General features: G+C 73.7%; 7 protein-coding genes and 1 pseudogene. 6 read left to right on the top strand and 2 right to left on the bottom strand.

Annotated elements, in window-relative coordinates:
• Positions 1 to 20: 20 nt before the first annotated feature.
• Positions 21 to 1,463, top strand: a complete 1,443-nt coding sequence (locus QL983_RS02825; RefSeq protein ID WP_230297337.1) for an alanine/glycine:cation symporter family protein — start codon at positions 21 to 23, stop codon at positions 1,461 to 1,463.
• A gap of 190 nt (positions 1,464 to 1,653) precedes the next feature.
• Complete coding sequence (locus QL983_RS02830) at positions 1,654 to 2,049, top strand: hypothetical protein (protein WP_049146465.1); 396 nt, start codon at positions 1,654 to 1,656, stop codon at positions 2,047 to 2,049.
• Positions 2,050 to 2,187: 138 nt separating this feature from the next.
• Here the strand turns inward: QL983_RS02830 and QL983_RS02835 are convergent, their stop codons facing one another.
• Positions 2,188 to 2,442 carry a DUF6480 family protein gene (locus QL983_RS02835; protein ID WP_049146454.1) on the bottom strand — a complete coding sequence of 85 codons (255 nt, stop codon included), beginning with the start codon at positions 2,440 to 2,442 and terminating at the stop codon, positions 2,188 to 2,190.
• Between the two features lie 258 nt (positions 2,443 to 2,700).
• Here QL983_RS02835 and QL983_RS02840 point away from each other — a divergent pair, with 258 nt between their 5' ends.
• From QL983_RS02840 to QL983_RS02855, 4 genes are read left to right on the top strand one after another with little or no spacing between them, the layout of a single operon-like run.
• Positions 2,701 to 3,849, top strand: coding sequence for an acetyl-CoA C-acetyltransferase (locus tag QL983_RS02840; protein WP_230297338.1), 1,149 nt, complete (start codon positions 2,701 to 2,703; stop codon positions 3,847 to 3,849).
• A gap of 20 nt (positions 3,850 to 3,869) precedes the next feature.
• Positions 3,870 to 5,468 (top strand): fatty acyl-CoA synthetase, encoded by a 1,599-nt coding sequence (locus QL983_RS02845; RefSeq protein ID WP_251679683.1) that lies wholly within the window; start codon positions 3,870 to 3,872, stop codon positions 5,466 to 5,468.
• Positions 5,465 to 6,667 (top strand): acyl-CoA dehydrogenase family protein, encoded by a 1,203-nt coding sequence (locus QL983_RS02850; protein WP_290151185.1) that lies wholly within the window; start codon positions 5,465 to 5,467, stop codon positions 6,665 to 6,667. The genes QL983_RS02845 and QL983_RS02850 overlap by 4 nt, the downstream gene beginning before the upstream one ends.
• The gene (locus tag QL983_RS02855; protein ID WP_051995329.1) at positions 6,664 to 7,452 is read left to right on the top strand and encodes an enoyl-CoA hydratase/isomerase family protein; all 789 of its coding nucleotides are present in this window, start codon (positions 6,664 to 6,666) and stop codon (positions 7,450 to 7,452) included. The genes QL983_RS02850 and QL983_RS02855 overlap by 4 nt, the downstream gene beginning before the upstream one ends.
• Positions 7,453 to 7,657: 205 nt before the next feature.
• Here QL983_RS02855 and QL983_RS02860 read toward each other — a convergent pair.
• Positions 7,658 to 8,267: pseudogene (locus tag QL983_RS02860) on the bottom strand (hypothetical protein); the annotation flags it as partial.

Below are 8,267 nucleotides of genomic sequence, written 5' to 3' on the forward strand. Positions count from 1 at the left end.
GTGGGGCTGTGGAAGCGACAGTGGAACAGATCACAGCGGCCATCACGGCCCTCAATGACAAGTACTGGTACGTCGTGATGGCGCTGCTCTTCGTGGCCGGGGTGTGGTTCACCATCCGGACCGTGGGCGTGCAGGTGCGCATGCTCCCGGAGATGCTGCGGTCGGTGACGGCCAAGTCCCAGACCGGGTTCGAGAACGACGGCGTGAGCCCGTTCCGCGCCTTCACCATCTCGGCGGCCTCGCGCGTGGGCACCGGCAACGTGGCCGGCGTGGCGATCGCGATCGTGATCGGCGGCCCGGGCGCCGTGTTCTGGATGTGGCTGCTGGCGATCATCGGCGGCGCCACCGCGTTCGTCGAGTCCACGCTGGCCCAGCTGTACAAGCAGAAGGGCTCGGACGGCTACTTCGGCGGCCCCGCGTACTACATCCGCGACGGCCTGGGCGCGAAGTGGCTGGCGGCCGTGTTCGCCGTCGCCATCACCGTGACCTACGGCTTCGTGTTCAACGCCGTGCAGTCCAACTCGATCTCCGAGTCCGTGCAGGCCAACTGGGGCGCGTCCTCCACCACCGCGTGGATCGTGGGCCTGGGCCTGGCCACCCTCACCGGCCTCGTGATCTTCGGCGGCGTGCGCCGGCTCTCGGCCGTGACCAACGTGCTGGTCCCCGTGATGGCCACGTTCTACATCTTCCTGGCCCTGATCGTGATGGTCGTCAACATCACCGAGGTCCCGGGCATGATCGCGCTGATCGTGGGCCACGCCTTCGGCCTGCGCGAGGTCGCGGGCGCCGCCGTCGGCATGACGATGGTGATGCAGGGCGTGCGCCGCGGCATGTTCTCCAACGAGGCCGGCATGGGCTCCGCCCCGAACGCCGCCGCCACCGCGGCCGTCTCCCACCCGGCCAAGCAGGGCTTCGTGCAGTCCCTGGGCGTCTACTTCGACACCCTGATCGTGTGCTCGGCCACCGCGTTCGTCATCCTGCTCTCCAACCCGGCCTACGGACGCGGGGAGGCGCTCGGCATGCAGGTGACCCAGGGTGCGCTCCAGCAGGCCGTGGGCGCGTGGGCCGGCCCGGCGCTGACCGTCATCATCTTCTTCCTGGCCTGGTCCTCCGTGCTGGGCAACACCTACTACGGTGAGGCCAACATCCGGTACCTGGCCGGCCGCCACGCGGGTCGGGCCATCAGCGTGTTCCGCGTGCTCGTGCTGGTGTGCGTGGTCGGCGGCGCGCTGGGCTCCGTGGCGCTGGTGTGGAACCTCGCGGACACGTTCGCGGCCCTCATGGCGACCATCAACCTCGTGGCGATCATCCCGCTGGGCGGGCTGGCCGTGAAGCTGCTCCGGGACTACGAGCGCAAGCTCAAGGCGGGCGTGGATCCGGGCTTCCACATCTCCGACCTGCCCGAGGCGCGGAACGTGGCCCTCTGGAGGGACGAGCCGAAGACCTCCCCGCTCCAGGACTGACGCCCCCGCCCGCGCGTTTCGAGGCGGGATATCGACCCCATCCGGCTGCCGCGGGCGGCCGTGGGGTGGATATCCCGCCTCGATGCATGAGGAGGCGCGGTCTGGACACCGTGCGGGGGTCGGCGCCTAGGTTGAGGCGCACCCGACCGGCCACGCACGAGTGGCCGGCACGACGTCCGAGGAGGACACCATGGGCATCCTCTCCAGCCTCACCCGCACTCTCGGCGGCGGTGGCCGCCGCTCCAGCCGACCCACCATCGGTGCGCACATCGGCCGGTCCCCCGGCTTCGGCCGGCAGGCCCGCTCTCAGGGACGCCGGTCCAGCGGCCTGGGCGGTGCCCTCCTGGGCACGCTCGGCGGTCTGGCGCTGCGTGAGCTCTCGCGCCGCGGCGCCGGAAGCACGACGCGCGGGCGCAGCTCCGGTGCGTACCGCGGCGGCTTCGGACCCTCGGCCCGGTCCACGGGCGGCCTCGGCACCGGCCTGCTGGGCGGGCTGCTCGGCGGGGCCCTCGCCTCCCGCGGCCGGTCCGGTGCCGCCGGCCGACGCACGGCGGGTGGCCGCCGGACCGTGGGCGGCGGCTTCTGACCGCTGCGCGGGCGCGGAGTCGCCGCTGAACACCATCACCGCGGAGCGGACACGACCACGGGGCGGGCACCGACGGATCGGTGCCCGCCCCGTGGTCGCGATGGGCCGGTGGCGTGCTCGAGGCGTCTGCGCCGCGGCTCAGCCGAGGCCGGCGACGCGGCCCAGGATGAACACCAGGACGCCGATGACCACGAGGGCGATGATCAGCCCGAGCACGATCTTGCCGGCCGAGCGCTCGCCGGTCTGCTCCACGTCCATGCCCGGGTTGTGCGGGCCGACGCCCGCACCCTCGGCGGGGGGCGTGTCGCCGTCGAACGCGACGCCGGAGGTCTCGTCCGTCGCCTCGCGTGCGCGCCGGGCGTCCTGGGGGTCGGGGGTGTGCGGGGTGGCCATGGCCGGTTCCTCTCGTCTCGGCGGCACGGGTGCGCGCCGCTGGCCCTCACGATAGGCCCGGGGCAGGGGGTCCTGACCAGGGCGAGGCGACGCCCGCCCCAGCGCTTTCGTGGCCGAAACGGCGCGCCCCGAGCCGCTTTCGTTGACGAAACGGCGCTCCTCCAGGCCGCCGCAACGGATCCCGTCACACTCTTGATCGTTGGATGTCCAAGCAATAGCGTGATCGGCGTCACGTCCCCGCCGTCCGGAGGAGCCCCCATGCCCGAGGCCTACATCATCGACGCCGTCCGCACCCCCGTGGGTCGCCGAGGGAAGGGGCTCGCCGGCGTACATCCCCTCGATCTGGCGGCCGCGCCGCTGCGCGAGCTCGTCGCCCGCCAGGACATCGACTCGGCCGAGTACGACGAGGTCATCCTCGGCTGCATCGACCAGCTCGGCCCACAGGCCATGGACGTGGCGCGCAACGCCTGGCTCGCGGCCGGGCTCTCCGAGGACGTCCCCGGCACCACGGTCGAACGCCAGTGCGGCTCCGGCCAGCAGGCGGTCCACTACGCCGCGCAGGCCATCATGAGCGGGACGGCGGACCTCGTCGTCGCCGGTGGCGTGCAGTCCATGTCCGCGATCCCGCTCTCCCGGTCCAACACGGCCGCCCGCGATCTCGGCTTCCCCGACCCGTTCACCGGCTCCGAGTCCTGGGCCGCCCGCTACGGGGACGAGGAGATCTCCCAATTCCGCGGGGCCGAGATGATGGCCCGGCACTGGAACCTGGACCGGGACACCCTGGAGGAGTTCGCGGTGCGCTCCCACGAGCGCGCGCTCGCCGCCCAGGCCGACGGTCGCTTCGACCGCGAGATCCTGCCCCTCGCTGGCCTCACCGCGGACGAGGGCCCCCGCACCCCGGACGCCGCGAAGATCGCCTCGCTCGACCCGATCGTCCCCGGCGGGCTGCACACCGCGGCCACCGCGTCCCAGATGTCCGACGGCGCGGCCGCCCTCCTGCTCGCCTCCGAGGAGGCGGTGCGTCGTCACGGCCTCACCCCGCGAGCCCGGATCCACCACCTCTCCGCCCGCGGCGCGGACCCCGTCATGATGCTCTCCGCCCCGATCCCGGCGACGGCGTACGCGCTCGACCGCATGGGCCTGACCATTGACGACATGGACCTCGTGGAGATCAACGAGGCGTTCGCCGCCGTCGTGCTGGCCTGGCTGACCGAGACCGGCGCGGATCCGGCGAAGGTCAACGTCAACGGCGGGGCGATCGCCCTGGGCCACCCCATCGGCGCCACCGGCGCCCGCCTGATGACCTCCCTGCTGCACGAGCTCGAGCGCACGGGCGGCCGCTACGGCCTGCAGACCATGTGCGAGGGCGGCGGCCAGGCCAACGTCACCGTGATCGAACGTCTCTGACCCATCCCCCGGAGGTTTCCATGCCCGACCAGATCACCCACCCCACCGACGCCGGCCACCTCTCCCCCGCCCCGGAGGACACGATCGGCCGCGTGTTCGCACGCGCGGTCGCCCGTTCCCCGCAGGCCGTCGCCCTGCGCTTCGAGGACCGCGACTGGACCTACGCCCAGCTCCGGGACGGAGCGCACCGCGTGGCCCGCCGCCTCCAGGGCACCGGCCTGCCGGCCGGCACCCGGGTGGCCGCCTACGCCACCAACTCGGACGCCTATGCGCTGCTCTTCCTGGCCTGCGTCACGGCCGGCTACGTGCACGTGCCCGTGAACTTCGCGCTCAAGGGCGGCGAGCTCGCGCACGCCCTCGAGGACTCGGGTGCGGAGCTGCTCGTGGCCGACGCCGGCATGCTCGAGCGCGTCGACCAGGTCCAGGCCGAGGGCCGCGCGTCGGCTCTGCGGCACGTGTGGACCATGCTCCCCGCGGGCCACGCCGAGCCCTCCGTGCTTCAGACCGCCCAGGACGAGACGATGGACGCCGCCGCCCCGGAGGCGGAGGTGTCGGCCACCGACCTGGCCCAGCTGCTCTACACCTCCGGCACCACCTCCACCCCCAAGGGCGCCATGATGTCCCACCGGGCGCTCGTGGCGGAGTACCTCTCCTCGATCATCGCGCTGGACTTCACGGCCGAGGACCGCCCCCTCGTGGCCATGCCGCTGTACCACTCGGCCGCGATGCACGTGTTCCTGCTCCCCTACCTGAGCCTCGGCGCCACGGTGCGACTGCTGGCCGCCCCGGACATCCCCCGGATGCTCGAGCTCGTGGAGACCGAGCACATCGGCTCCCTGTTCCTGGCGCCCACCGTCTGGGTGCCGCTGGCGAACCATCCGGACCTGGCCACGCGCGACCTCTCCTCGCTGCGCAAGGCCCAGTACGGGGCCTCGATCATGCCGGTGACCGTGCTGCAGCGCCTGCGCCAGAGCCAGCCGGGCATCGGCTTCTACAACTGCTTCGGCCAGTCCGAGCTGGGCCCGCTGTGCACCGTGCTGCGCCCCGAGGAGCACGACGCGCGGCCGGCCTCGTGCGGCCGCCCCGTGTTCCACGTGGAGGCCCGGGTGATGACGGCCGACGGCGCCCCCGCCGCGCCCGGCGAGCCCGGCGAGATCCAGTACCGCTCGCCGCAGCTGCTCTCGGGCTACTGGAACCGCCCGGATGCCACCGCGGATGCGTTCACCGACGACGGCTGGTTCCGCTCCGGCGACCAGGTCACCCAGGACGCGGCCGGCTACATCCAGGTGGTGGACCGCATCAAGGACGTCATCAACACGGGCGGCGTCCTGGTCGCCCCGCGGGAGGTCGAGGACGCGATCTACGAGCTCGACGAGGTGGCCGAGGTCGCCGTCATCGGCCTGCCGGACGAGCGCTGGATCGAGGCGGTGACCGCCGTCGTCGTGCTCAAGGAGGGCGCCGAGCTGACCGCGGAGACCGTGCGCACCCACGTGAAGGAGCGCCTGGCGGGCTTCAAGGTGCCCAAGCGCGTGGACTTCGTGGCGGAGCTGCCGCGGAACCAGTCGGGCAAGCTGCTCAAGCGTGCGCTGCGCGCCGAGCGGACGGAGGAGGCCCGGTGACGCGCAGGCAGAAGCCGACCTACGACGTCGTCACGCCCCTGGACGTCGACTACCTGGACGCGTTCGGGGAGGCGACGGACGAGGACCGCGCGCACTGGGACCGCGCCCGCGCCTACGGCCGGGAGGTGCTCGAGCGGATCGACGGGCACTGGGACCGGGCGGAGTACCCGTTGGACCTGGTCGCGCGGGCGGGCGAGCTGGACCTGCTCACCGACGGGCTGGAGGTGCCGGGGCACGCGGTGATGTCCCCGTTGGCGGCGGGTCTGGTGGCGATGGAGATCTCCCGGGCGGACGGGTCGATGGCGGCCGCGGCGGCCGTGCAGGGCGGGCTCGTGCTGCGCGCCCTGGTGCACTGCGCGAGCCCGGAGCAGAAGGAGCGGTACCTCGAGCCGGTGGCGCGCGGCACGCTGCCGGGCGGGTTCGCGCTCACGGAGCCGCTGCACGGTTCGGACTCGGTGTCCCTCGAGACGTCCGCGCGGCCCGACGGCGCCGGCGGCTGGGCGCTGAACGGCGCCAAGAAGTGGATCGGCAACGGGGCCGCCGGGGGCATCACCATCGTGTGGGCGCGGGACACCGAGGACGGCCAGGTCAAGGGGTTCGTGGTGGAGCAGTCCACGCCCGGGTACGAGGCCGAGGTGATCACCGGCAAGGGCGCGCTGCGGGCGATCCACCAGGCCGAGATCACGCTGACCGACGTGCGGGTCGGCGACGACGCGCGGCTGCCGGGCGTGGCGACGTTCAAGGACGCCGCGCGCGTGCTGGTGGCCACCCGCGTGAACGTGGGCTGGTCCGCGCTGGGCCACGCGACCGCCATGTTCGAGGCCGCGCTGGCGTACGCTCGGCAGCGCGAGCAGTTCGGCAAGCCGCTGGGAGCGCACCAGATGGTGCAGGAACGGCTCGCGCAGATGCTGGACGAGGTGACCGCCATGCAGACCCGCTGCGTGGCCGTGGCCCGCCTGCAGGCGGCCGGGCGGCTGCGTGACGAGCAGGCGTCCCTGCTGAAGTACGCCTGCACCCGGGGCGCTCGGCGGGTGGCGCAGATCGCCCGGGACATGCTCGGCGGCAACGGCATCCTCCTCGAGCACCGGGTGATGCGGCACTTCGCCGACGTCGAGGCGCTGCACACCTACGAGGGCACCGAGTCCGTGCAGGCGTTGATCCTCGGCCGGGACCTGACCGGGATGAGCGCGTTCGCGTGAGCGTCGACGGCGGCGCCGCGGACGTGGCAACGGTGCGGGTGGAGGCCCGTCCCGGCGTCGTGCGCCTGACCCTGGACCGCCCCGCGCAGGGCAACGCGCTGAGCCTGGCGATGGCGCGAGAGCTGACCGCGGCGGTGCGGGCGGCCGAGGCGGACCCGGACGTGCACGTGCTGACCCTCACCGGTGCCAGCCGGTTCTTCTGCGGCGGCGGAGACGTGGCGGCGATGGGGGCGGCGAGCCCCGCGGAGCGCCCCGCGGTGCTGCGCGAGCTCGCGGATGCGGCGAGCGAGGTGGCCCTGGCCCTTGTGCGCTCCCGGCTGCTGGTGGTGGCCGGCGTGAACGGCACGGCGGCCGGGGCCGGGCTGGGGCTGGTGCTCAACGCGGACGTGGTGCTCGTGCGGGACGACGCCCTGCTGCTGGCGGCCTACGCGGGGATCGGGCTGGTGCCGGACACGGGGGTCTCCTGGTGGCTGCCGCGGGCCGTGGGGCCGGTGCGGGCTGCGGAGCTCACTCTGCGGGGCCGCCGCCTGACCGGGGCCGAGGCCGTGGAGTGGGGTGTGGCCTCCGAGGCCGTGAGCGGTGACGAGTTCGAGGCGCGGCTGGCCGCGCTCGAGGACGAGCTCGCCGCCGGCGCGGTGCACGCCTACGGGCCGACGAAGGCGCTGCTGCGCGGCCCGGAGATCGTCGGGTACGCCGAGCACCTGGACCGGGAGACCGCGGCGATCAGCGCCGCCAGCGGCCACCCGGAGGCGGTGCGCCGGGTGGATGCGTTCCTGCGGCGGTGAGAGGGCGCCCTGATCGAGGACCTCCGCGCGGGGCAGGGCTGGTCCCCGTGGCGGGACGCCGACCCGGACATGACGCAGGCCTCCTCCGGCCCCGAGCGGGCGTCGGCCGGGACTTCGAGAAGGGCCTGGGCCGGCTCGCGGCGGCGGCCGAGCGGGACTAAGCGAGCCGGGACCGGGGACGCGGCGTCGGCGTCGGCGTCTCCCGTCAGGCCCCGGTGAAGCGCGAGAGCCAGGCGAAGCGGCCGCGGGTGCGGTGCGCGTACAGGGCGAACGCCACGATCAGGGCCCCGAGCGTGCCGACGATCATGTCCGTCATGGTGTCCGTGTTGCCCTTCTGCGTCTGCGCGCCGAGCGCCTGGTCGGCGGTGAACTCGGCGATCTCCCACGCCAGGGCCACGAGCGAGTGCAGGGCCATCACGAGGAGCGCCTCGAGCCCGGGCGGCAGGACCAGCCCACGGCGCGCGGCCGCGATGCCCAGCAGGAAGACGCACCCGAGCGCGATCGGCACGCCGGAGTAGAAGTGCACGAGGGCATCCCACCACGGCCAGGCGTCGTAGCCGCCGAGCGCGGCACCCACCCACGGTGCGACGAGCAGCAGGGCCGCGTACATCGCATGCAGCGCGGTGGGCAGGCGGACCCGGTGGGCGCGTTCGAGGGCGATCGGCACGGGGACCACCGTGACGATCTGCAGGCTGAGGCCGGCCGCCTCGCGGTGTCCCTGGGCGGCGAGGACGGCGGCTCCAGCCAGGAGGACGACGGCCGCGAGGATCAGGGGCGAGCGCGGCACCCACCCACGGTGCGACGAGCAGCAGGGC

It is taken from the genome of Micrococcus sp. APC 4021 (assembly GCF_030407635.1).
In the GTDB taxonomy this organism is placed as follows: Bacteria; Actinomycetota; Actinomycetes; order Actinomycetales; family Micrococcaceae; genus Micrococcus; species Micrococcus luteus.